The 23,086-nt window shown below is 59.4% G+C and carries 23 protein-coding genes, 2 pseudogenes and 1 riboswitch; of the genes and pseudogenes, 16 read left to right on the forward strand and 9 right to left on the reverse strand.

What is annotated here, in order from left to right:
* Window positions 1–415 precede the first annotated feature (415 nt).
* The 7 genes and pseudogenes from NKI29_RS29720 (at window position 416) to NKI29_RS29750 (ending at window position 7,285) form a co-directional block, all read left to right on the forward strand.
* Window positions 416–1,647, forward strand: a pseudogene (locus NKI29_RS29720) (ATP-grasp domain-containing protein).
* A gap of 293 nt (window positions 1,648–1,940) precedes the next feature.
* Window positions 1,941–2,057, forward strand: a riboswitch (TPP riboswitch).
* 103 nt (window positions 2,058–2,160) lie between these two features.
* A pseudogene (thiC, locus tag NKI29_RS29725) lies at window positions 2,161–3,992 on the forward strand (phosphomethylpyrimidine synthase ThiC).
* Window positions 3,989–4,990 (forward strand): glycine oxidase ThiO, encoded by a 1,002-nt coding sequence (gene thiO / locus NKI29_RS29730; protein WP_352643587.1) that lies wholly within the window; start codon window positions 3,989–3,991, stop codon window positions 4,988–4,990. Before thiC ends, thiO begins: the two are co-directional and overlap by 4 nt.
* On the forward strand, window positions 4,959–5,156 hold the full coding sequence (gene thiS / locus NKI29_RS29735) for a sulfur carrier protein ThiS (RefSeq protein ID WP_023679205.1): 198 nt from the start codon (window positions 4,959–4,961) through the stop codon (window positions 5,154–5,156). The genes thiO and thiS overlap by 32 nt, the downstream gene beginning before the upstream one ends.
* 1 nt (window position 5,157) lies before the next feature.
* Window positions 5,158–5,931, forward strand: a complete 774-nt coding sequence (locus tag NKI29_RS29740) for a thiazole synthase (protein ID WP_352798275.1) — start codon at window positions 5,158–5,160, stop codon at window positions 5,929–5,931.
* A complete protein-coding gene (locus NKI29_RS29745) occupies window positions 5,928–6,533 on the forward strand; it encodes a thiamine phosphate synthase (protein WP_352642954.1) in 606 nt (201 codons plus the stop codon). The genes NKI29_RS29740 and NKI29_RS29745 overlap by 4 nt, the downstream gene beginning before the upstream one ends.
* On the forward strand, window positions 6,524–7,285 hold the full coding sequence (locus NKI29_RS29750) for a hydroxymethylpyrimidine/phosphomethylpyrimidine kinase (protein WP_352798285.1): 762 nt from the start codon (window positions 6,524–6,526) through the stop codon (window positions 7,283–7,285). The genes NKI29_RS29745 and NKI29_RS29750 overlap by 10 nt, the downstream gene beginning before the upstream one ends.
* A 21-nt stretch (window positions 7,286–7,306) precedes the next feature.
* Here NKI29_RS29750 and NKI29_RS29755 read toward each other — a convergent pair whose 3' ends face one another.
* Complete coding sequence (locus NKI29_RS29755; RefSeq protein ID WP_023737084.1) at window positions 7,307–7,480, reverse strand: hypothetical protein; 174 nt, start codon at window positions 7,478–7,480, stop codon at window positions 7,307–7,309.
* 193 nt (window positions 7,481–7,673) lie between these two features.
* Between NKI29_RS29755 and NKI29_RS29760 the strand changes: the two genes are divergently transcribed.
* Window positions 7,674–8,093, forward strand: coding sequence for a hypothetical protein (locus NKI29_RS29760; RefSeq protein WP_352624061.1), 420 nt, complete (start codon window positions 7,674–7,676; stop codon window positions 8,091–8,093).
* A 651-nt stretch (window positions 8,094–8,744) separates the two neighbouring features.
* Here the strand turns inward: NKI29_RS29760 and NKI29_RS29765 are convergent.
* The 3 genes from NKI29_RS29765 to NKI29_RS29775 are packed head-to-tail and all read right to left on the reverse strand — an operon-like array spanning window position 8,745 to window position 10,964.
* On the reverse strand, window positions 8,745–9,149 hold the full coding sequence (locus NKI29_RS29765) for a ubiquitination-like system serine protease family protein (RefSeq protein WP_023697172.1): 405 nt from the start codon (window positions 9,147–9,149) through the stop codon (window positions 8,745–8,747).
* Window positions 9,146–10,333, reverse strand: a complete 1,188-nt coding sequence (locus tag NKI29_RS29770) for a ThiF family adenylyltransferase (RefSeq protein ID WP_023697173.1) — start codon at window positions 10,331–10,333, stop codon at window positions 9,146–9,148. The genes NKI29_RS29765 and NKI29_RS29770 overlap by 4 nt, the downstream gene beginning before the upstream one ends.
* Entirely contained in the window at window positions 10,308–10,964 is a 657-nt protein-coding gene (locus tag NKI29_RS29775; protein WP_032898264.1) for a multiubiquitin domain-containing protein, read from the reverse strand. Before NKI29_RS29775 ends, NKI29_RS29770 begins: the two co-directional genes overlap by 26 nt.
* 150 nt (window positions 10,965–11,114) lie before the next feature.
* Here NKI29_RS29775 and NKI29_RS29780 point away from each other — a divergent pair, with 150 nt between their 5' ends.
* The 4 genes from NKI29_RS29780 to NKI29_RS29795 are packed head-to-tail and all read left to right on the forward strand — an operon-like array spanning window position 11,115 to window position 13,464.
* Complete coding sequence (locus NKI29_RS29780; RefSeq protein ID WP_010913797.1) at window positions 11,115–11,321, forward strand: ribbon-helix-helix protein, CopG family; 207 nt, start codon at window positions 11,115–11,117, stop codon at window positions 11,319–11,321.
* A complete protein-coding gene (locus tag NKI29_RS29785) occupies window positions 11,318–11,965 on the forward strand; it encodes a hypothetical protein (RefSeq protein ID WP_023697175.1) in 648 nt (215 codons plus the stop codon). Before NKI29_RS29780 ends, NKI29_RS29785 begins: the two co-directional genes overlap by 4 nt.
* 15 nt (window positions 11,966–11,980) lie before the next feature.
* On the forward strand, window positions 11,981–12,511 hold the full coding sequence (locus tag NKI29_RS29790) for a helix-turn-helix domain-containing protein (RefSeq protein WP_023830723.1): 531 nt from the start codon (window positions 11,981–11,983) through the stop codon (window positions 12,509–12,511).
* Window positions 12,508–13,464 carry an ImmA/IrrE family metallo-endopeptidase gene (locus tag NKI29_RS29795; RefSeq protein WP_352538818.1) on the forward strand — a complete coding sequence of 319 codons (957 nt, stop codon included), beginning with the start codon at window positions 12,508–12,510 and terminating at the stop codon, window positions 13,462–13,464. The genes NKI29_RS29790 and NKI29_RS29795 overlap by 4 nt, the downstream gene beginning before the upstream one ends.
* Before the next feature lie 175 nt (window positions 13,465–13,639).
* Here NKI29_RS29795 and NKI29_RS29800 read toward each other — a convergent pair whose 3' ends face one another.
* The 4 genes from NKI29_RS29800 to NKI29_RS29815 all read right to left on the reverse strand — a co-directional run bounded on the left by NKI29_RS29800 (window position 13,640) and on the right by NKI29_RS29815 (window position 16,387).
* Entirely contained in the window at window positions 13,640–14,233 is a 594-nt protein-coding gene (locus tag NKI29_RS29800) for an ImmA/IrrE family metallo-endopeptidase (RefSeq protein ID WP_352624066.1), read from the reverse strand.
* Entirely contained in the window at window positions 14,190–14,675 is a 486-nt protein-coding gene (locus NKI29_RS29805) for a ParB N-terminal domain-containing protein (RefSeq protein WP_352624068.1), read from the reverse strand. Before NKI29_RS29805 ends, NKI29_RS29800 begins: the two co-directional genes overlap by 44 nt.
* Window positions 14,676–15,485: 810 nt before the next feature.
* Window positions 15,486–15,857, reverse strand: a complete 372-nt coding sequence (locus tag NKI29_RS29810) for a hypothetical protein (RefSeq protein ID WP_352624070.1) — start codon at window positions 15,855–15,857, stop codon at window positions 15,486–15,488.
* A 242-nt stretch (window positions 15,858–16,099) separates the two neighbouring features.
* Complete coding sequence (locus tag NKI29_RS29815) at window positions 16,100–16,387, reverse strand: hypothetical protein (RefSeq protein ID WP_081726247.1); 288 nt, start codon at window positions 16,385–16,387, stop codon at window positions 16,100–16,102.
* 550 nt (window positions 16,388–16,937) lie between these two features.
* On the opposite strand from NKI29_RS29815, the gene NKI29_RS29820 reads away from it, so the two are divergent.
* The 4 genes from NKI29_RS29820 (at window position 16,938) to NKI29_RS29835 (ending at window position 20,988) form a co-directional block, all read left to right on the forward strand.
* Entirely contained in the window at window positions 16,938–17,390 is a 453-nt protein-coding gene (locus NKI29_RS29820) for a hypothetical protein (protein WP_352624072.1), read from the forward strand.
* Window positions 17,391–17,601: 211 nt separating this feature from the next.
* Window positions 17,602–19,257 carry an MFS transporter gene (locus tag NKI29_RS29825; protein ID WP_352642956.1) on the forward strand — a complete coding sequence of 552 codons (1,656 nt, stop codon included), beginning with the start codon at window positions 17,602–17,604 and terminating at the stop codon, window positions 19,255–19,257.
* Window positions 19,258–19,513: 256 nt separating this feature from the next.
* A complete protein-coding gene (locus NKI29_RS29830; protein WP_352798277.1) occupies window positions 19,514–20,194 on the forward strand; it encodes an NAD(P)/FAD-dependent oxidoreductase in 681 nt (226 codons plus the stop codon).
* A gap of 602 nt (window positions 20,195–20,796) precedes the next feature.
* Entirely contained in the window at window positions 20,797–20,988 is a 192-nt protein-coding gene (locus tag NKI29_RS29835) for a hypothetical protein (protein WP_023727257.1), read from the forward strand.
* A gap of 176 nt (window positions 20,989–21,164) precedes the next feature.
* Here NKI29_RS29835 and hemN read toward each other — a convergent pair whose 3' ends face one another.
* A complete protein-coding gene (hemN, locus tag NKI29_RS29840) occupies window positions 21,165–22,526 on the reverse strand; it encodes an oxygen-independent coproporphyrinogen III oxidase (protein WP_352567757.1) in 1,362 nt (453 codons plus the stop codon).
* Window positions 22,527–23,086: the final 560 nt, after the last annotated feature.

Below are 23,086 nucleotides of genomic sequence, written 5' to 3' on the forward strand. Positions count from 1 at the left end.
TATCATCGCGTCTCCCCATCGAAAGCTTGACCCCAGCACTCCGGTGCTCAGGTTCTCCTGGCCGCCGGATACGCACGTCTGCGGTCTTCACCGGATGGGTACGGTATGACCAGAGCGCATGTTCTTGTGCTGCGAGTTTGATGTGGCTTGGCGTGCCCTACCCGAGGGGTAGGTCACGCCCAGGCCCACGGGATCACACACCAACCCCAGCTAACCTGGTTTGAACGGAGCAAGCCTCCGACGCCGCCCTAATCAACAACGCTGCAACAGATCCTTCAAATCAATTTACAAGATTTTTACAACCGTCAGTCGTTGACAATGGTACGGCGCCGCGAGTCTGAGGTCCGGCACGGCCATAAAAGTGACGCCGGTACCCTCGGACCGCCGCCAGCACGCAACATCGGGATTAACAGCAATGGTAAGAAGAAGAGCGCTCATATTGGTCGAAGGCCATAGGGGAACTGGTCAGCTATACGTCCAAGCGGCTCAGTGTCTTGGTCTTCATCCAATTACTCTGACGGCTGATCCACCTCGGTACGACTATCTTTCGGCGGAAAACGTTGAGGCAATCCGTGTCGACACTGGCAATCTCGAAGCGTTGGTCCGCGAATGTTCGCGGCTGCGTGCTACCCACGACATTGCTGGCATTACTGGCTTTGCCGGGGACCATGAATCGATCTATGCGACAGTTGGCAAGCTTTGCCGGCATTCGATCTACCGGGACCGAACCCTGAATCGATTGAACGAAGCTGCGACAAATTCAAGCAACGCCAACTCCTCGCGCAGGCCGGCGTTCCAATACCGGCCTATCGGTTGGCAACGAATGCGGCGGAGGTAGAAAGCTCGGCTGCAGAGATCGGCCTGCCCGTGATTCTTAAGCCGGCAGTAGGCAGCGGCAGCATCGGTGTCCGATTGTGCCGCAGCCTCGAAGACGTAGCCGAACATACGACCTATCTATTGGGCGGAAAGCACATATGGCGGTCTACACCGAAAATACTCGTCGAAGAATTCGCACAGGGCCCGTTCTATAGCATTAATGTTATGGGGAATGAGGTCGTTGCGATTTGCGCCAATGACTTTGGTCCCCTCCCCCATTTCGTCATTCGTGAGGTGACCTATCCGGCCCTGCTGACTGATCAGGAGCGTGAGCGCATCGCCGATGTTTCGCTGAGCTGTTTGCGGACTCTCGGCCTTGGCTGGGGGCCAACTAACATTGAACTCCGGTGCACGAAACGCGGTCCAGTTGTCATTGAAATCAATCCGCGTCTTAGTGGCGCGCCCGACCCTCAACTGGTCCAGTTAGCTTACGGTGTCGACCTCGTAACCGAGCACATCAAGCTTGTCATTGGCGAGGAATGGGATCTGCGCAAAAAGCATTCGCATACTGCGGCCGCGCGATTCCTGCTTCCTGATCAAGATGGCACCCTCGACTGGATTGGTGGCGACACTCAGGCAGCTGCTATATCAGGTGTGGCCGAGGTGAAATTGAATGTTGAACCCAAGACACCGATCGTCAGGAAGGGGGATTTCCGAGACTGGATTGGACATGTCATTGCCACTTCGCCCAGCCGTGCTGAAACCGAGGGCGCCCTTCAGCGAGCGGTCGACTTGATCGATTGGTCGATCACCCCTTTCCGGCGACAATAGGAGGTGATCGAGAGCACGATGTTTGTGGGGCGTTCGGGCGGCCCACCAGTTCTGTTCCGATCAGGCATTGACGGCTTAAGATCCTTGAAACGCAGCAGGCCGTCTACGTCAATGTCACATCAAGTTTGACGAGGCAAATGCAGCTTTGGCCACACCTGCCCTATCTCCCGCGGAACTTCTCCGCGACCCGTGGCGAGGCCGTCGGCCCAATTTGGGCCCAATTTGATTGCCGCCCACCGCCGCCGCAGGACGAACATGCGCTTGACAAGACAACCCCGGCCCGTTCAACTTGAGGCATTCACCAGGGGAGTCCCGGCAAGGGGCTGAGATACTGCTGGCTTTCGCGGCGCAGTGACCCGTTGAACCTGATCCAGTTCATACTGGCGTAGGGACGGTGCAAGCGCTTTGCGGGAGTTCACGCCCGAGGTCCTGTTTCGGCAGGTCGACAGAAGCGTCTTTTCATCCTTCCGGCACAGAACTGGGTCTCCAATGCATGAGCAAAGGAGCCTCAAGATGAATGCCCTCACCCCAGCCGTCTCAACGGGACCGCTGCCTGCTTCGCGTAAGATCCACAAGCCCGGTGCCATCCACCCGCAGATCAGGGTGCCGATGCGCGAAATCTCCGTCCATCCGACAGCCGGCGAACCGCCCGTCACCGTCTACGACCCGTCGGGCTCCTATACCGATCCGGCTGTCGAAACCAGCATCCAAAAAGGCCTGGCCCGGCTTCGCCACGAATGGATCTTGGCGCGCGGCGATGTCGAGGAGACGGCCGCCACGTCCGGCCGGAGGACAACGGATTCGCGACGGGCGAACGCCTGACGCCAGAATTTCCCATCCGCCACCGACCGCTCAGAGCCAAAGCAGGCAAGGCGGTGACGCAGCTTGCCTATGCACGCGCCGGCATCATCACACCCGAAATGGAGTTCGTCGCCATCCGCGAGAACCTTGGTCGCGAGATCCTGCACGGCAAGCTTGAGCGCGACGGCGAGGCTTTCGGCGCGATGCTGCCCGATTTCGTCACGCCCGAATTCGTCCGCCACGAGGTGGCGCGCGGACGCGCGATCATTCCCGCCAACATTAATCATCCCGAGAGCGAACCGATGATTATCGGTCGCAATTTCCTGGTCAAGATCAACGCCAATATCGGTAACTCCGCCGTCACATCGTCGATGGCTGAAGAGGTCGAAAAGATGGTCTGGGCGATCCGCTGGGGCGCCGATACGGTGATGGACCTGTCGACCGGCCGCAACATCCACAACATCCGCGACTGGATCGTCCGCAACTCGCCGGTGCCGATCGGCACTGTGCCGCTCTACCAGGCGCTCGAGAAGGTTGGCGGCATTGCCCAGGATCTGACCTGGGAGGTGTACCGCGACACGCTGATCGAACAGGCCGAACAGGGCGTTGACTATTTCACCATCCATGCCGGCGTGCGGCTGCATTACATCCCACTGACCGTTGACCGGGTCACGGGTATCGTCTCGCGCGGCGGCTCGATCATGGCAAAATGGTGCCTGCACCATCACCGGGAAAGCTTCCTCTACGAGCACTTCGCGGAGATCTGCGACATCTGCCGCGCCTATGACGTCTCCTTCTCGCTCGGCGACGGCCTTCGTCCCGGCTCGATCGCCGATGCCAACGATGCGGCGCAGTTCGCCGAGCTGGAAACGCTTGGCGAGCTGACGAAGATCGCCTGGGCGAAGGATTGCCAGGTGATGATCGAGGGGCCTGGCCACGTGCCGATGCACAAGATCAAGCAGAACATGGACAAGCAACTCGCCGTTTGCGGCGAGGCGCCGTTCTATACGCTTGGCCCGCTGACGACCGACATCGCGCCGGGCTATGACCACATCACCTCCGGCATCGGCGCGGCGATGATCGGTTGGTTCGGCACCGCCATGCTCTGCTACGTCACGCCCAAGGAGCATCTCGGCCTTCCCGATCGCAACGATGTCAAGATTGGCGTGATCACCTACAAGATCGCCGCCCATGCCGCCGACCTGGCGAAGGGTCATCCGGCGGCGAAAGTCAGGGATGATGCCCTTTCCCGCGCGCGCTTCGAGTTCCGCTGGGAGGACCAGTTCAACCTGTCGCTCGACCCCGAAACCGCACGGTCCTTCCACGACCAGACCTTGCCCAAGGAGGCGCACAAGCTGGCGCATTTCTGCTCGATGTGCGGACCGAAATTCTGCTCGATGCGAATTTCCCACGACATCCGCGCCGAAGCGCAGAAGGAGGGCATGGCGGCGATGGCGGCGAAATACCGCGAGGGCGGCGATCTCTACGTGCCGGCGGACGAGACCGGCGCACCGCTTTCGCCACAGGCGCATGAGCCATCATGAAGGTGCTGGTCAAAGGGGCCGGCGTTGCCGGCCTCACCGCGGCCTTCGAGCTCGCCGCACGCGGCGCGGCGGTTTCCGTTGCCGAGACAAGGCCTGGCCTTGGGGGCAATGCGTCGTGGTTCGCCGGTGGCATGTTGGCGCCATGGTGCGAGCGTGAAAGCGCCGAGCAGCCGGTGCTGGATCTCGGATGCGACGCCGCCGACTGGTGGGACGCCGCAACGCCCGGCTTGGTAACACGACGGGGAACGCTGGTCGTGGCCGCGCCGCGCGATGCGGGCGAGCTCGACCGGTTCGCCAGCCGCACGTCGGGCTATCGGCGCGTCGAGGAAGATGAAATTGCCTTGCTGGAGCCCGACTTAGCCGGCCGCTTCCGCCGCGGACTGCTCTTTCCCGATGAGGGCCATCTCGATCCGCGCCAGGCGATGGCAGCGCTTCATGACAAGCTCGCGGCCATGGGTGTCGAATTCCACTTCGGCGCCGACGCCCAGCATGTTTTTGGTTTCGATCGTCAGATCGATTGCACGGGAATGGCAGCCGCCGATGACAGGTTGCGCGGCGTTCGCGGCGAAATGCTCATCCTGCGCACCCCTGATACCTCGCTGTCGCGCCCGGTCAGGCTGCTGCATCCGCGCTTTCCACTCTATGCAGTGCCGCGCACCGACCACCGTTTCATGGTTGGTGCGACGATGATTGAAAGCCAGTCCGCCGGACCGGTTACGGCGCGCTCCATGTTGGAGCTGCTGGGTACCGCCTATGCCCTCCATCCGGCCTTTGGCGAGGCCGAGATCGTTGAAACCGGTGTTGGCGTCCGTCCAGCCTTTCCCGACAATTTGCCGCGCGCCGAAACGAACGGTGAGATCATCGCGATCAACGGGCTCTATCGTCACGGTTTTCTCCTAGCTCCCGCCATGGCGCGCCAGGCTGCCGACCTGGTTTTCAATCAAGACGGAACCAAGGAGCTTGCTCATGAAACTGATGGTCAACGGCAAAGTGCATGAGGTTGCCGCCACCACGCTGGCCGAGCTGCTTGCCGCGCTTGACTATGAGGGCGATTGGCTCGCGACCGCCGTCAACAACGACCTCGTGCACAAAGCCAGCCGGGCGGAATTCCAATTGAACGACGGCGACCGGATCGAAATCCTCTCGCCGATGCAGGGAGGCTAACATGTTCGAACTTCTCGGGACGACGCTTCCCTCCCGCCTGCTTCTCGGCACGGCTCAATATCCTTCGCCGGCTATCCTTTCCGATGCGGTCAAGGCGTCGGGCACGTCGGTGCTGACCGTCTCCTTGCGCCGTGAAATGGCAGGCGGCAGGGCCGGCGAAAAATTCTGGTCGTTGATCCGCTCGCTCGGCGTCAGAATCCTGCCCAACACTGCTGGCTGCCACTCCGTCAAGGAAGCGGTCACGACCGCGAAGATGGCGCGCGAAGTCTTCGGTACGAGCTGGGTCAAGCTCGAAGTGATCGGCAACCACGACACCCTGCAGCCGGATGTGTTCGGTCTGGTCGAAGCCGCCCGCATCCTGTGCGAGGACGGTTTTGCTGTATTCCCCTATACTACCGACGATCTTGTCGTTGCCGAGCGGCTGCTGGACGCGGGCTGCAAGGTCTTGATGCCGTGGTGCGCGCCGATCGGTTCCGCCCTCGGACCCATCAACATCACTGCGCTGCGCTCGATGCGCGGGCATTTCCCGGGCGTTCCGCTGATTGTGGATGCGGGGCTCGGACGGCCGTCGCACGCGGCGACTGTCATGGAACTCGGCTTTGACGCCGTGCTCCTGAACACGGCGGTCGCCAGGGCGGCCGATCCGGTCGGCATGGCGCGCGCGTTCGGCAAGGCGGTCGAGGCCGGTCGTGAAGCTTTCAGCTCCGGGCTGCTCGAACCGCGCGACGTCGCAATGCCATCGACACCGACCATCGGCAGGGCAGTATTTTCATGAAGCTCGATCCCTTCTACCTGATCGTCGACAGCGCTGCCTGGATCGAACGGCTGGTGCCGCTCGGCGTCAAGCTGGTGCAGCTGCGCATCAAGGATAGGGACGAGGCCACGCTGCGGACGGAAATCCGCCGCGCGAACGGCGTCTGCGCGGTCCATGGTTGCCAACTGATCGTCAACGACTATTGGCGCACGGCAATCGAGGAAGGCTGCGACTTCGTCCATCTCGGCCAAGAGGATTTGGCTGCGGCCGACCTGCTGGCGATCAAGTACGCCGGATTGAAGCTCGGGCTTTCCACGCACGATCATCTAGAACTGGAAACGGCCATCGCTGCCGAGCCCGACTATATCGCGCTCGGCCCCATCTATCCCACCATCCTGAAGCAGATGAAGTGGGCGCCGCAAGGGCTCGAGCAGATCAGCGAGTGGAAGCATCGGGTGGCGCCGATCCCATTGGTCGCCATAGGCGGCCTCACCCCTGACCGGCTCGACGGTGTCTTCGCGGCTGGTGCGGACAGCGCGGCAGTGGTGACCGACATCACGTTGAATGCCGATCCCGAAGCGCGCACGCGAGAATGGATCGAAAAGACAAAGCCATGGCGCTGAGGCGAGAACCGCATGTGCTCGTGGTCGGCGGATCAGACTCCAGCGGTGGGGCTGGAATTGCACGCGATATCGAGACGATCTCTTCCATTGGCGTGCGCACCTGCCTGGCCGTCACAGCGCTAACGGTGCAGACGCACCATGCGGTCATGGAAATCCACTCTATGCAACCCGGTCTGGTGGCCGGTCAGATGCGTGCGGGGTTGCAGGCCAACAAAGTGGCGGCCATCAAGATCGGGATGCTCGCCACGGTGGAGATCGTCATTGCGGTTGCCGGAGTGCTGCGCGAAAATCCGCAGGTGCCGGCAGTGCTCGACCCGGTGCTGGCGTCGACGTCAGGCCGGGCGCTCCTGGAAGCCGGCGCCATCGCCGCCCTGAAATGCGATCTGATGCCATTTTGCCGTCTGGTCACCCCCAATCTCTTCGAGCCGGCACTCCTTGTTGGCTCGGAGCGGGCAGTGGATGAGGACGGCGTAGTGTGGCAAGGCCAAGAATTGCTGGCAGCCGGCGCGCGGGCTCTGCTGATCAAGGGCGGCCATGCATCGGGACCGCAATCAACCGATATTCTGTTGCGCCCCGATCACGAACCAGTCCGCTTTGACACGCCGCGTCTTGCCGCATCGATGCGCGGGACGGGCTGCATGCTGGCCAGCTCGATTGCGGCACATCTGGCGAAGGCGCAATCAATCGAGTACGCCGTGCGCCAGGGCAAGCTCTTTGTGTTAGAAAAGCTTCGGAAAACCCCAGCCGAATAGCCGTAGAGCCGGCTCAAGCGTTCAGCGGCTGACGCTGAAATGGAAGCCGTAGCCCTCCTGCCCTTTTTTCACAGGGCGTGACGGGATGAGGCCGCTTTGCAGATCGGAATTCAGCGGCGCCGAGACAAGCTGCCCTGCCAGGCCGGGAAAGTAACGGGACTCTTCCTGCGGCGAAGCGCACTGCCAGTCAGGCATGGGGATGCACTTGTGCCTCCTGGCGAGTGTGAGGCCGGCATTTCAGCGCGGCGGGGGCCGCCGGATCTGGCCCCGCAGTGCTGGAGCAAAGCAAAGGCCGGTTTGAGACGATTCCGGGGATTTCTACGAGGCTGCTCGCGACGCCGGCGTTGAGTTCTACCAGCTCCTGAGCGGCATACGCGACCAAACCCGGTTGAGTGTCACCGCAGGGATGTTCCACGAGTGGGACAAACAGCTGCGGGACTGGCTGGTCCGCGAATTACGACACTGGCATCGAGGGGATACGGCAGCTGCGAAGGTCTGGTCAGCGGATTTCGCCAAGATTGCAGACCTCCTGGAAAGTTTCGGCTGGAAAGTCCGAAGCACGGACTACTTCAAGACGCTCGATGCGTGCCGGTTGGTGGTCAACGTCTACAAGCACGGCGCCGGAAAATCGCTGGATGACCTGAAGAAAACCTGCTCCGAGTATCTAGACGATCCGCTCAAAGGCACTCGGCCGCCGTGGTCAGAGAAACTGCTGAACCACACGCACCTCAAGGTGAGCGATGACCAGTTCCAGACGTTCTCAGACGCGATTGTCGCGTTCTGGCGCGACGTCCCGGCAATGCCGTAGGTGGCAGCAACAGGTTCCTGATTGGTTTGAAAAGGCCATTCTCAGTGATCGCGCCCAACGATAAGCACGCCAAGGTTTTACCCTCGCATATATCTTCGCTCCCGCTCCCGGCCATAAATTCTGCCACATATCTGCATTGCCGGGAAAGGTGCCATGCGTAACGCATTGGTCGATGGGCGAAGATTCCGCCCGCAAGCGGGTTTCGGGGGCTCTTGCCCGCATTGCGGTACAGACATGATCCCGCGCGCGGCAGCGTCTGGGTTTGGCATTAGGCCAATAAACGAACACGTCGTTGGGTCAGCAGACAGCTATCTGTTCGGCCGGTCAGACCGCCAAATTCGGTTCATTCAGAATTGGATGGGTACCGACCAAAATGAATCCCTAATCGACCGACTTCACAGAAAACGAAGCGATCTCCGGCCCTGACGAGCGAGTTTCGGCGTTGTCCGGGTGCTCCTGGATGAAAGATCGGGCTTCGCGCCTCATTTGGACAACGCCGCCAGGTAACCGTTTCCCTGAAACCTGCCCTTCATTCAGATTTGCAACATCAACGACTACCGGCTTCCTAGACCTACTTGGAGCCAATCGGAGGACAGCCGTGTCGGCGCCAGCCCGACCGCAAATTGCGGCCGACCCCATGGCAAACGTTGATTAGCCAATGAACTTGATCCACAGGCGCTTGAACCATGCGACGATGGCCCTGAGCCCCTTCGGCTGGGCGCCGCGCTTGAGCAGACGGTCATGGACGCGGCCCGCTTCGATCTGCGCGCGAGACATCTTGCCGGCCCATTGGATGCGGCCGCTTTTAATGATGTAGTGCGAGCCACAAGGGAAGTCGTGATTGCCGATCGACGGCCATATCGAGGCTCCCTCGTCTTCCATAATGAGGTCATATTCAGTCGGAACGAGCGGTGTTGAAACCTCCTCGCCGCACCCACACGCGCAATTATGCAGCGCGACGTGGCATTCGCGCGACACGTAAAGGACACCGTCTTCCAGTTGTTCCGGAATGTCTTCGACGAAGACCGTTGTAAGACAATCCACCCGAGCCATCATGTCACCCGGTTTGTGATATTGTTGCCCTCGATCATGTATGTCGCGTTCCTTTCGTTGCGCTCATCACGATAGAAGGTCAGCCAGCGTTTCCAGCGCATGACCGCCATAATCGCGTTCAAAGAATTGAGTTCGGCGATCTGGATTTCGGTTCCGTACACATCGGCCTCTTCGTCGTCGTCACCGAACGACAGATGGGTAGCCACTTCCGCCCACGGCATGCCAGGGGCAATAAACGTTGCCCTTGCGCAACCGTCGAGCGTGTTGTCGTCCAGCCCTATACCTATGCCAGTGTCGACGAATGCAATGCCCAGGCGAACCAGCCCTTCGGCAATCACGCGCCGCGACGATCCCTTATCAACGCAGACAAATACGAAGTCATAGGCTGAAAATTCGTCAATGTTGTCAGCCGTCACTCGAGTGGTGTGCGGCTTCACGCCCTTGTGCATGCGCGCGTAGAGCGCAGCGTAATAATCTACCTTGCGGGGGAAATTCTTCGCTAGCACCAGTTCGGGAGCACCAGGCGAACGGAAAAGATTGTGGTTGAGAAGCTGGTCGTCATCGTAGATGTGGATCTCGGCAACACGGGTCTTGGCGGCGAGGTCGAGCAGATAGGCACCGGTTCCGCCGAGGCCGATGATCGCGATGCTGCCCCTGAGTTTGCGGTTGGCGGCGAGGATTCCGTAGCGGACTGACGCAGAATCGGGAATCGCGAAGGGACTATCGTCCTCCGCACTGGCCAACGTGACGCCTGTACGCGCGTTGGCGGTCTTGTCGTGAGACCGCGCAGCAGCACCGAGGTGAGACTCATAGGTGACAACCTTGTCGTAAATGTTGGCATACTGGCCGGTGCCTTCTGGCTTCGACGAGAAATAATGGTGGACCTTGATGTCCGACCCCACAGTCGCTTCCTGACTATTATGGATGATATTTGTCATTGGCGTGCCATCGCGATGGCAAGGCGTCTCGCCGGCGAACCACATGGTGTGGTCCGTCAGTGGAGTCGAGGTCAGGCCTTCCGTATCCAGCGACAGAGTGCAGACAAGTGTGCCTCGACCAAGCGACATGTCCCGCTTCACATAGGGCACGCTGTGAACGAGGAGGACGAGGTCGCGCATCTCAAGCTCAAACCCCTCGTCCAGCAGTTGCTTCAGATGTGGATCACGACTTATCAGATCGGCGGACATTGAAGACCATCCCATTCTTGACTTCGATCTTTTCGCCCTCCACCAGATCACCTTCCGCGCCGTGTACACCTTTCAGGTAAGTTATCGTGTACTTGAATTTCTCGAAGTCGGCGTCAGGGTAGGCGAGAAGTGCAACCTCACGATAGCTGAGCTTTTTCTTGGGCACCGTACGCGGTCGCCCGTTGACTTTGATGACCACCGTCTTCGCTTCGCGGCTGCGGATGCGCTCGACTCCCTGTCCGCCCAGAGTCACCTCGCCATCAGCGGGAATGACCGCGTCGCCGGCGCTGTCCAGGATTAGCTCGAGTTCCTCATCGATGCTGGCGTAACGGTAGATGTCAGCTGCGGAGAGTTTGGCCGCCCCCCATTCCCAGCCGCGCTCGTTGACGGTGAGGGAGAAGGTCCGATCACCTTCGAATGAAAGGAACTCAGGCTGCGGCATCTGTCGCAGGTCGGTCGGCTCCTCAAGCCCGATCGAACGCGTCGACCCGTCCGCAATCTGGATGAGAATATAACCGCTAGCTGGATTGAGCCCGCCGATGGTGCGGACCTCGCGACCTGAGATTATGGCGTCATTGGTGGCGATCACGCGACCATCCAGCTTATATGTAAAGTTCGTTACGTCAGGCATTGAAGCCTCCTTGTTTCTCATTCTGCACAAATCATATATGGAGTTTTTAGCCAATGTCTAGCTATTAATTGGCTAATTAACGATTGTTTTTTGATTGACAGGTATGGACTTTATAGCTACATGGAGAGTGCTGGTTAGGGAGAAGCGCCTGTGAAGCGTACGATGACGCTTAATTTGTCGGACGCAGAAATGAGCGTCCTTGAAACCATGTGTGAAGAAAAAGGGTTGTCTAAAACCGCACTCGTTCGCCAAGCGCTGCGGCTCTACAAATCAGTCGATGATCGACTGGCGCGGGGCGAAAAGGTGTTCGTCGAAAGCGCGGATAAATCAGAAAAAGTAGAGCTTATGGTTCTATGAAAGGGCTGATCGATCGAGTCTTTCTCAAAAATCGTGCCACAGGCCTGTACGAAGATGCACACCTGTATCATGGCTTGGACAGCACGAATCTCGCGCATATCGAAGGACGCTGGCGACCTCTTTTTGAGTTGCGTCGGAGGGAGGCTAAGGCTTCCCTTCAGACGTTAGCAGAGGTCAATGCTGAAGACGCCCATTGGGAATGGGGCAAGAAGGCGCTGGTTGCGCTGAACGACCCCTTCCTGTTCGATTTCTTCGTGCTTGAATGTGGTGGCAGTACCCAAGCCATCATGATGACGCGCAAAGGCGGTCAGGATTGCTTCAGTCGCCACCCCGAGCATCAGCGAGCGCCGCTGATCTACGTGGAGTTTTTGGCGACGGCTCCATGGAACCGACCAAAGTTGGTTGCTGACCCGACTTACAAGGGCGCGGGCCGTGTGCTCATCGGTACGGCCGTCAGCTTGAGCCTAGAAGAGGAATTTGGTGGCCGAATTGGTCTGCATTCACTTCGTGGCGCAGAAGTTTTCTACCGGGATGCGATCGGAATGACGGATTTCGGAACGGATAGCGAAGGAGTACATAAAGGACTTAGATACTTCGAGCTTTCCAGCAGGGATGCTGCGACTTTCCTATCCGTGCAACACTAACAAGAGGAGTCGACCATGAAATTACATTTCACTGCCGATTGGCTGCGCAGCCATATCGAACATGATCCGGATGTCGATTGCGACGTGGGGCTCCCGCTCCGCGACGCAGCTCCGCTTGAGCGTCTTATGCAGGAGAAGTCTCGTCATCAAGCAACTGCGGGGCAGCCTAATTCGGCTGCCCCCGAACAGAAATCTGCTGTGTTGTTTAAGTTGGTGCATCAGCTTCGACGCAAGGACGGTTTAAGCATTGCGCAGTTGGCTGCCAAAATTCGTGTTGATGCGGCGGAATTGGAGCAGGTGGAGAAGGATCCCAACTATGTTCCAGGCCCGCGTACCGTTCATCAGCTAGCCGAGTTTATTGGGGTTTCAGCACGTGCTGTAGGACTGCTGACTGCGGCGGCGTCCGCGCAGAATGACAATCTCACCGAAGCGGTGCATCGTTTTGCTGCGAGTTCAGACGACCTATCGAAACTAAGCCAGGCTGAAAGGCGCGACCTCAACGATTTCGTTAAGGTACTGGCGTCAATCGATAAGAAGAATGGATGACCATGTCTGCGATTGAGCCGATAATCGGGAACTTTGAGCGCCGAGATATCCATGAGCACATATCACGTTTGCTACGTGATCTCGGCAATCCAGAGCCCCCATTAAGGCTCGAGCAGGTGCGCGCGCTGCAAAAGCTTGACCTTACCTATTATAGCAAGGCGAACTTGAGCCTATTAGATGAGATCGCCCACAGGGCGCGAATGGCTGGGAACGAGATCACCAGCACGGCTAAGCGCATGGTCGATGTAGTCCAGCAATATGGCCTTCGTGGTATCCTAATGTTGAAGGAAGGCGACAAAAGAATCTTCATCGATGACGAGGTAGCCGAGCTAAAGCGACGCTTCCTCATCGCACATGAAATTACACATGACCTTCTACCCTGGCATCGCTCCCTGCTTCTGGGCGACAACGAGTCTACGCTGAACCCAACATTCCATCAGGCAATGGAAGCAGAAGCTAACTATGGCGGACGCCATCTCTTGTTTCTCGGAGGAAGGTTTCGACCGGAAGCGCTGGACTGCTCATTGGAATGGAAGAGTATCGAGCAGCTTCGCAAGCGCTATGGGAACACACTTACAACAACACTTTGGCAAATGGTTTGTGAACGCGACCCGGAGTTTCCTGCCTTCGGCGTTGTCAGTCGGCATCCGTATCACAGAGATATTTGCGAGAAGGCGGGGAATGACAATGTGGCATATTTTCCAAGATCGATAGCTTTAGCTGAGCACTTTCCCGGAATCACCACCACAGTTGCCTATTCCGCGATCTGCGATCACGCAACGAACCGCAAACGGGGTCCAGTAGGCGAAGGCGAAAGCATCTTTTATGATGCGAACGGCGAACCCCATGTATTCTGGTTGCACAGCTTCTCAAACACCTACGATCTGCTCACTTACTGCATCTACAAGAAGAAACACCAGCGCATTTTCCCTGTCGGCTATAGGGCAGCCTAGGCACAGGCAGACGGTTATCTCAACGGCAGCTTGCCCATATGTAAGCACACCACCGCTGTTTCGCTTGCGGCATATTTCTTGGCGGACGTCGCTTATTGTCGGCGCGACATTGGTATGACCTCGCCGAGCTGGCCGGACGGCCCCTCACCGCGGGTCGGCGCCACGAGCTTCAGCTTCACGACGCGAGCAGGCTCTTGCGAGAGCCAGCCCGGAGGAAGTGCAGCCAAGCTCTCAACATCATGAGCGAACAACGGCAGATCGTGCCGAAGCTCTTCCTTGGACAGCCCCCGTCATCCACCACGGTCCGAAATACATCAGCCAGTAACGTAGGTTGCTGCAGCGGCCAAACGTCATCGTAGGGCTCGGATCCTGAGTAGCCCTTGGCGCTGTAGCTACGATAAAGGCGGGTCGCTCCCTCGGCATCGACAATGCAGAGGCGTTGGAGACGCATGATCTGAGCCTTGATGGACACGCGCCAGCGAACCTTCAGACGCTCCAGCTCCCAAAGCGAGGCACTAGTGACCTCAGCCGAGAACTGACTCGCCGGCAGAAGCAACGCTGAAGCGAACCGATGAGCTTGGTCTTGGATCAGCTTGAAGTTCTCGACAAGCTCATCCTCGGACACTGCACGGTGCAGCAAGAGGTGGGCCAACTCGTGCGCGGCATCAAATTGTCTTCGCGCGAATGACTGCTTGTCGGTGGCTAGAAGTACGTGTGGGCGACGATCAGATCCCCACCTGCTTAGCCCATCCAACTGTGTGGTTTCCATTGGTTCGCTCGCCACGACGACGCCGATCTGCTCCAGCAGAGCAACTACGTTGGGGTCGGTCGCAATCCGATTCCCCAGTGCTCTCGCGCTGTTTGGGCAATGCCCTCCAGATCCTCATCCCCAGGCTTCGGTAGCCTAAGCCGTTGAGTAAATCTGGCAGGTCGACTTCAGGGAGAAACGCATAATGGCCGGCAACTGCCGTAATGTCTTCAAGCCAGCGGTTGACCGGATAATCCTTGGTCACAGCCACGCCCTGTACGGTGCGGCCCTCGTCCAGCAGCAACCGCAACGCCCCCAGTCGCCGCCCTCCGGCGACGACTTCGAACTTGGCTCCCTTCGGGGCCTTGCGGGTCAAAAGGTTATGGATGAGGCCATGGGCCTCGATGCTGGCGGCCAGTTCGGCCCTACCTGCGGGCGGGATAGTGATAACAGCGGTATTCATGGACTTGCTCGTGTTGATTTCAGGGATTGACCTGATGGGTTCAGGTCCCCTGAACCCCTGCCTCGCGGCGAGTAGCGGGGAGCGAGGGGGGGGCAAGTCCCGGGGGCGGAGTGGTCTCCCCGGTCTGCACCTAGCGAAGCGGAGGAAGATGGGGGAACCCGCCCGCGGCGGCTTGCTGGGGAGAGAGGGCCGCGCGCCTCTCTTCCCGCTACATAGGAGAGGTGCCGCTAGGCACATCCATGTCGGCGCAGCCGTGCCGCGAAGCGGCCCAAGAAAGAAGAGCGTACAAAACGGAAGCACCTAAATGCCCGCCAGCGGGACCAAGTCAGATCGGTGCAGGAGAAAGACCGTGGCCCTGAGACCGGCTCAACAGGGCGGCCGTAGGAGCATCAGCAACGCGCCGCCGTCAGGCGGGATGCGGAACGGACGGCCCCCGCCGAAGGGCGCCGTTCTCTTTGAGCTGCGACCCTGGTGAGCGCCTTCGTGCCTAAAGCTGTGCCGTCGGGCTAAGCTTCAGCTTCAGATCGTTCTGAAAAGCCGAACATGGTTCGTCGAGTAACCCTTGAGGGAAGGATCCTTGTCGGGTTCCCTGTTTTTCGACAAAATCGCCCTGCAGAATTTATATTGCGTGATTTGGCGGCATCGCACTGCTGGGTGTCCGCCTTATAGCAAGCGTGGACCAAAACGGCTCCCACGTAATCATGCTCGACGTTGTTGGAAGAAAGGTGGGTCTGAATGTCTTGGAGAATGGCAACTCCATGGGACATCCCATCTGCTCCGGAGTAGGTCATTGCGAGTTGACCGGGTCGTTCAAAGCCGCTTACCGAGCCGCTCCCTGCAACGTTCTCGTAGGTGCCAGACAAATCCGGGGCCGACGTGAATGTCACCTTGAAGGGGGTGCCCCAGGCCGACGGGGGTGACATCCGTAAAGTCGGGACCGTAGTACACCGAGAGATACCACTCGCCCTCTATAAGAGCGTTGGGGGCTTGCCCGAGCCCAAGGCGCTGCATGCTCTTGTCGATGACAGTCCGAACGACGTTGGACCTGCCCTGCTGGATGCCTTCGCCGAAGCCGGTCCAGATGAAGGCGCCTACGGCCAACACAGCCACACCCAGCAGGCCGAACGTCGCACCTGTTGACTTCGTTTCACGCCCGGGCTCGATTTCCGGCTGGTCCTGCATCCGCCCCTCGCAACGCTCGTCGGGAACAACTTGGGACCCGACTATGGGCCCCAAGGGATCGGTCAGCAGGCTTCCAGATGAACTTTCTTCTCATGTGCATTCCTCCTCGACTCAAGGGCACTTGCCGTGCGGAGCCGAACACACGCAGTATGGAGATGATAACCCGATTGCGGCTTTCAAGTGTCCTCGCATCCCCCGAGGGCGCCACCTGATCTCTCGGGCAACCTTGTTCGGCGCCGCAGTTATTGAGGCGGCCGGCTTGGAAGCAGTTCCTTATGGCCCTCATGCATAAACCAGAGCACCCGTTTGAGGTGACTGCGAAGGGCCTTACGGGCGCGGATTGGCTCTTTGACCGGATCGATACCCAGTACATCCAGCGCCATCTCCTCTTCGCTGGCACTGTCGGCGCAAGCGTCCATGAGCTTCAAATAGAGCTCGAAATGCTTGTCATCATATGCGGTTAGGCTTTCCGACCAGGGGACTTCCGTTGCAATGGTTGGATCAGGCGTTGGGCGCGATCTGCTTTTCATCCATGTCTCGCTTTGGCGATGAACCAGGCCCCCGTTCCAATTCAGAATATCTCCATCTAGCGCACTTTCAACCGTTCTCGGCCTTCTTCGGACAGTGCCCAATCGTTGCATATGGTCGTGGGTTCCAAATTGGCGCGCGGCTGCTCGCGACCAATACATCCTCAACTTGGCGAGGCGATGTAACGCCCGGCTGAACCAGAATGGCGCGGGTATTGAGCATCGCCGATTGGATCGAACCTCTTATTTTAGCTTCGCGATAATCTTGTCTGGCTGCTTGCAAGCGTCCATCATGCCGCCGTACATACGCTTAAGGATCTCGCCCATCACCGTACGAGCAGCAAACATTTCCAAAATCGATCTTGCAACTTGAGGCTTTGCGTTACTGCATAGCTGCATTGCACAAAATGTGTTTGCGCATTGCACAACTTTTAGCCATTAAGCTTACAGCTGATGCACGCGATGGTTTCCTCCCATTCCATGGTATCAGCTGTTCCCCTCTGAAGGTTTTGACTTTACACCTAAAGGGCCTCGGTTTTCCGATGCCCTTTTTTTGGCGGTCGCCACGTCGTTAATGGAACGCGGCTCGATCGCCGGTTCAGCCATCAGGCTTTGGAACCCGTTCTGCCCGGCCGACCCCTCCCGACAACAGTCTGACCTTCGCCAGCCTTCTACGGGCAAGCGTTCGCGCCAAAAGTTCAAAGCCGCGTCCGTAACATTCGACGATGAAAGCCAATGTCATCAGGTCGAGCAGAAACTCGTCGATCGCATGTGTGAGCGCATCAGACTTTTGTCCGAACTGAAGGAGCAGGGCGCGCGCGTCTTCGATCGCGGCCTGGCAATCGTGTGCATCTATCAGGGAACTGATCCTGTCAAAGATCTGCAAGCGTCCTCACTTTTCGGAAGCCACACTCAGCATCGAACGCCGCTGATGAGTGAGTTTCCAACAAAAGAACAGGGTAACGTTTCGCGAAAAATCGCTCGGCAGCGCGTCGAACGAGCATGATGCCTCAAATGACATGTGAATTCCGGCTCACCAACATGTCGTCGAAGGCGAGTGAGCCGGCCCATGTCTGCGTCCCGGCCGCCAGACCACTGGTCAGGAGAAACTGTGGCCACATCGTCGGAGACAAATGGGTCCATCTATTCTTCCAGCCGCCACGGTTCAGCCTAGATTACATGGGAAGCGACAATAACGGAAAGCAAAGGATCGCAAAATGAGTAGGGTGGCTGGATCAAACGAAGATTTGGCTGCACCAACGACCTTTGGGCCACTTCTGCAGCCCACCTTTCGCTCGATCTGGCTCGCCACGCAGGTTTCAAGCCTCGGCTGGTTGATGCAGACTGTCGCCATCAGCTGGCTGATGGCAACGATCTCGACTTCCGATCTGATGGTTGCGTTGGTTCAGGCTTCATCGAACCTGCCCGCCTTCGTCTTGTCTGTCTTCGCCGGGGCTCTCGCTGACAATTTCAGCCGGCGCCGGGTCATGTTCGCCGGTCGGTGCCTTATGGTGACTGCCTCCGCGATGCTGACCGCATCGGTGGCGCTGGGCTTTGTCAGTCCGTGGATGATCCTCGGCTTCAGCTTCTTGATCGCAAGCGGCGGTGCTCTCAATGATCCGGCCTGGCAAGCGTCGGTTGGCGATATTGTGGATCGACGAGATGTTCCCGCTGCCGTCACCCTGCTTTCTGTTGGATTCAATACCGTCCGGACTGTGGGCCCGGCGCTCGGCGGCATTGTAGTTGCCTCGTTTGGCCTTATGGCGGCATTCGCGGTGACCACGCTCACCTATTTCGTACCCTTGGCCACTATTTGGCGCTGCAAGTGGAAGGTTCGTTCTTCCCCTCTTCCACGCGAGTCGATGAGGACGGCGATCTATGACGGGCTGCGCTTCACGGCGATGTCATCGGAAATCAAGGCCGCGATCGCGCGCGGAACCCTCTTTGGCTTGGCGAGCATCGCCATACTCGCGCTGCTGCCGGTGGTTGTCCGCGATCAGCTGGGAGGAGGCCCGCTCGCCTATGGCGCGCTCATGGCCGGCTTCGGGACCGGAGCCGTCTTCGCTGGCCTCTCCAACAGCCTGTTCAGACGGAGCTTGTCGCAGGAGCGGCTGATGAGGCTCTCCTGCGTCGCCTGCGCGGCGTGCTCACTTTCCCTGGCACTGACAACTTCGATCGGGGTGGCGGCAATTGCACTCGCTTTGGGCGGCGCGGGCTGGGTCACCGCCTGGTCAGGGGTCGGTGTGAGCGTGCAGCTGGCAAGCCCGCGCTGGGTCGTGGGGCGCACCATCTCGATCTACTATGCTTTGATAGATGGTGGCATCGCGCTCGGCAGCTGGGTGTGGGGCACGGTGGCCGAAAACCATTCGCTGGCCCTGGCGCTGGAGGGTTCCGCTGCCTCCCTGATGTTCGTCGCTGCAGCCGGCGTTCTGTTTCCTCTTCGCGAGCGCCGCGACTCAGAGCCCGATCCTCTGGAGGAATTCGATGCCCCGGCTGTCGCTCTCAATCTGAAGCCGAGAAGCGGCCCGATCGTGGTCAAGGTCGAATATCTGATAGCCGAGAGAAATCTCGAGGCTTTCCTCGACCTCATGCGGCAGCGGCGTCATGTACACAGCCGGGTCGGTGCTCGGAATTGGACGCTCCAGCGGAACTTGCAGAAGCCTATGCATTGGACGGAAACGTTCCGCACGCCGACCTGGACGGACTACCTTCGCCTCAATCATCGTCTGACGGAAGTGGACAAGGAACTGGACGAGCGTGTCTTCCAGTTGCACGCGGGAGAGGAAGCGCCTCAGATGACGCTTTCCATCGAGCGACCGACAAGCTCGGCCCGCAAGCCCGAGCACTCAGCTTTTCGCCATCCCCGTCATTGAAGCCCGGCCGGCACAGAAAACGCGATTCTTGTCTATCGCGCTGAAACCGGTGCGGGAGACGGACAATCCACCAAAATTCGATGATGGGTGGCAGAGAAGAACCCCAGGCTGAGAGTGCGACCGATCGGTCCCCACGGTGAAGCGGAGCCTGGGGCTACAGCGGCACGCGACTATTGCCGCGTGTCACCTTTTGAATTTAAAGTCTTCCTCAGTCCGCCTCGCTGATTCGGGCCAACGTTATCTTGAGGTTGGCATTTTGTCCCGCCAGCTCGCTGAGACGATCACGTTCGGCGGCGACCACATCCGGACTGGCGTTGGCAACGATGCACCCGCGCGGAGCGTGCTGTTGCTGGAAGCAGGAAGGCATGATCGGCCAAAGCCGGGAGAGGTGCTGCCGGCAGTAGCGAATGGGCTGCTGCGTCAGCTTGGTGTCTGGACGCCGTTCGCCGAGGCCGGCTTCGTTGAAAATCGTGCGCTTGTTTCGGTGTGGGCCAATGAAGTTCCCAGCGAGCGGCACGGCATGTTTTCCGCTCAAGGTGCCGGCTGGCAGCTCGACCGGACGCGATTCGACCGGCTGATGGTGCAGGCGGCCAAGGCGGCAGGTGTGGACACGCGGTTTGGCTCGGCCGTGGGTTCGGCAGTGCGCGACGATCAAGGCTGGCTGCTCAAGCTGGCCGATGAAGCTATCGTTGCCCGCGCCGTGGTTTTGGGCGACCGGTCGCAGTTGGAGGCTGGCGCGATGTTTCGGCGCCAAGCTCACCATGCACGGACATCTTGCCGCCTACACACGCTTTTTCGACCGCGCACCGGGCGATTGCAGCATGGTCGTCGAGGCGCGTCCCGAAGGCTGGTGGTACAGCGCCGACTTGCGCGTGCCTCACCGATCCGGATCTGGGCAGCGAACTGCGCAAAGCCGGACATTGGTACCGCGCTTTAGCCGCAACGCAGTCCATCGCGCCGCTCGTGCCGCCCAACGCAATCGAGACCGCCAGCATGATCAAGGCGGCGGGAACCGCAACGATCGATCCCGCCGCCGGTGACCGCTGGGTCGCGGCGGGCGACTGCCTGTTCTGTGCCGATCCACTGTCATCACGCGGGATCGTGCATGCACTCCGCTCAGGGATCCTGGCGGCCTACGCGGCATCGGACATGCTGGACGGGCGTGGCGATTCGCCTGCGCCCGCTATGCAAAATCGCCACACGCGGCTTTGCCGATTAGCTCCCGGCGCTGGCTGCCCACTATGCAGCCGCCGCGCGATGGGACACGCCTTTCTCGCAGTGGCGGCGCAGCCATGTCTTCCACGCGTCTAGCATCGAAGGAGGGAGGTCAGAGGTGGTCTCGGGACGGGGTGCTCGGCACTTATGAACCGACCGAGCGCCAGCGAGTGGTCGTCGGCGGGCTCGATGGCGGCATTAGGTCAGGGAACTCGGCCTCCATGATCATCTCCGATTTAATTCAAATTTGTCTGTATATATTGACGATTGCACTACCTTCACCTCGTAGACGGCAATGCGGGCGGGTAGAGAGGGTTCTATGATATGACAAGCGATTTTTCCGCCGCCCGAGTGCATTTAGATCGAGCGTATGACTACCTTTGTGGGGATGACCCGATGAGTCAAAGGGGCCGCGAAGCCTTGGACCTGCTAATTGAGGCGGTTGCCGTCGAAGAGTTCAAGCAGCCACGCCAAAGCGCTGAGGTGCTAAGGTTTCCGATCGGGCGCCGCTGCTGAGGTAATCTCCACGGCCGCCATGTAGCCTCGCGGGTGAGGCGCTCACGGCAGGGACTCGCCGCCCCGTGAGGGCCGGGAACGAACGCATTGGCAAACGGAAAGCCCACTTGCCAGACCAGCGCCCGGCCGGCGTGGCAAGTAGGCCGGCGGTTCCAAGCGGAGACATTGATGCCGGACTATGTCGTGCTTTGCATCGCATTAAGCTGCTGCGGGATATACATAACGCCATCCCTAAAAACATCGAATGCGGCAGCGACAGCGCGAATCCCAAAGCGATGCTCCCGCCGTACGCGGACAAAGCCGTTTTCGAAGTCCACTATCCCGTCCTTGGCCAGCATGGCCAAGCGCTCAGCCGAATCGCGAAGACGGATCGGATCAGATCCGTGGGCGACACAGATTGCCGGCACGTCAGCCTCGAAATCGCACATTAATCGCTCGATAATTGCGGCTCGCACGCGGTCGTCGTCTGTGAGGCGATGGCCCTTCGATGTAGCCAGTCGGCCAGCTGCGATGTGCTGGATGTAGGAATCCCGTGTAACTTCGTTTTGAACGTATCCCTGGCCGATGCGGCCGATAGCCGACGCGCCGAAACCGATCAGGGTTCTGCAGGTATCGGCCGAGTAGCCCAACGAGTTACGTCGCAGGCGACCTGTTTCCTGTGCCAGCGCGAGCTCGTCGTCCGGCAAGGCGAAATGGTCGAGCCCGATCTGTCGGTAGCCGGCGGCAATCAGCGTCACGGCGACAGCCGCATACTGTTCAGCGCGGGCAGCGCTGTCGGGAAGAAATTCCGCCTCGATGAGGCGCTGATTCTTTACTTGGGATGGGATGTGCGAGTAGCCGAACAAGGCAAGCCGGTCGGGGCGCATGGCGACCGCCGCCCTCACTGTTTCGACGCACGACTCCACCGTTTGACGCGGCAGGCCGTAGATGAGGTCGAAGTTGATGCGGCTTACTCTATGCCGGCGCAGCACTTCCACGGCAGCCGACGTCTGGGCCTCGCTCTGGATTCGGTTGATCGCTTTTTGAACAATGGGATCGAAGCTCTGTACGCCCAGGCTCGCGCGGTTCACGCCGGCCGCTCCCAAGCCTTCCGCCATCTCGGGCGTGAGCGTGCGTGGATCGATCTCGATGGCGACCGTAGCTGTTTTCGAGATGGCGAAGCGGCATCGCAGGAACTCCATCAGAGCGAGGAACTCGGCTGGTCCGATGAGAGACGGCGTTCCGCCGCCGAAATGTATGTCGCTCACGGGCAACGTCTTCGGCACTCGCTCCGAAACCAGACGGATCTCGTCACGCAGCGCCGCCAGATAGTTGAGGATGGGCGCATCACGGCGGGTGATGGTGGTTGGGAAGCCGCAATACCAGCAGGCTGATCGGCAGAACGGAACGTGCAGATAGAGTGACACCGGATCATCAGCCGGCAGGTTCCTGAGCCATTCCTCATAAGCCTCGGCGCCGACCGCCCCAGAGAACTCCGACACAGCCGGATAGATAGTGTACCAAGGCAGCCGGGCCTCTCGAAATTTCGTGGTCTGCAACGGTCACCGTCCCATGCTGATAACATCCAACCTTACCGCTGCGCTCGCCTGCGTCTTTGCGCTATGTCAGTCCGTTCCGCTTTGGGCTCGAAATTTTTTAGCAATGGGCGCCGTTCAGTCTTGGCTGGACAGCGATGGTCTGAGCGCACTCGATCAGCGACTGACGATGGTGTTCCCGCCGAAACCCTCACGCGCACCGTTTTGTTCGACGTCCCTTCCCTTCATCTGCGCGTGGGAGACTCTTCTGAGCGCAGATGCCGCATCCGATGAGACAATACGGTGTTGGGTCCAGACTTTGCACGCCAGCTAGCGCCGCCCATAATGATCTCTGCCGTCTCGATGAGCTCGTTGTGTGAATTGCTGGCAAGAAGCATTAGCTGTGCCGCGCCGCTTTCAGCACGAAAACCTGCTCGACGCGACCGTCAGGTCCGCCGCAATGCCAAGGCTGGCGCCTACCGACTCAGTGGTGCAAGGCTGCGGCGCGTGGTTATCGACCATCAGCTCGCCAAAGTGACGGCGTCGTACCGAGCGGTGGCCGCCGCATGATGCCTCAACGGCGG

The sequence above is a fragment of the Mesorhizobium sp. M0678 genome (assembly GCF_040320505.1).
GTDB lineage: Bacteria > Pseudomonadota > Alphaproteobacteria > Rhizobiales > Rhizobiaceae > Mesorhizobium.